The 316-nt window shown below is 63.9% G+C and carries 1 pseudogene; it reads right to left on the bottom strand.

The window, feature by feature from the left end:
* Window positions 1–73: 73 nt before the first annotated feature.
* Window positions 74–316, bottom strand: a pseudogene (locus EN845_RS34485) (uracil-DNA glycosylase); the annotation flags it as partial.

Below are 316 nucleotides of genomic sequence, written 5' to 3'. Positions count from 1 at the left end.
GCACACCTATGCCTCGATCGGCGACGTCAAGCCCGAAGCGCTGTTGCCGGTATGAACCCCGCCGGCAGTCTTGTCAGCCGTGCAGGAACGCCGCGATTTCCTTGAAGACGTCGACGAACATCTCTTCCGTCAGCACGCCGGTATTGGTGTTGTAGCGCGAGCAGTGATAGCTGGAGAACAGTGTGATGCCGCCGGCTTCCTGCCGCCCGCCATGGCGGAAGGGAAGTGCGGCGACACGTCCCCCCAGCGCCCGCACCGTCGACTGATGCGCGATCGAGCCCAGCGTCAGGATGGCGCGCAAATTGGCGAACCTTGC

Origin of the sequence: Mesorhizobium sp. M8A.F.Ca.ET.202.01.1.1 (assembly GCF_004791595.1) — a bacterium.
In the GTDB taxonomy this organism is placed as follows: Bacteria; Pseudomonadota; Alphaproteobacteria; order Rhizobiales; family Rhizobiaceae; genus Mesorhizobium.
This window is presented reverse-complemented; position numbering and strand designations above follow the sequence as displayed.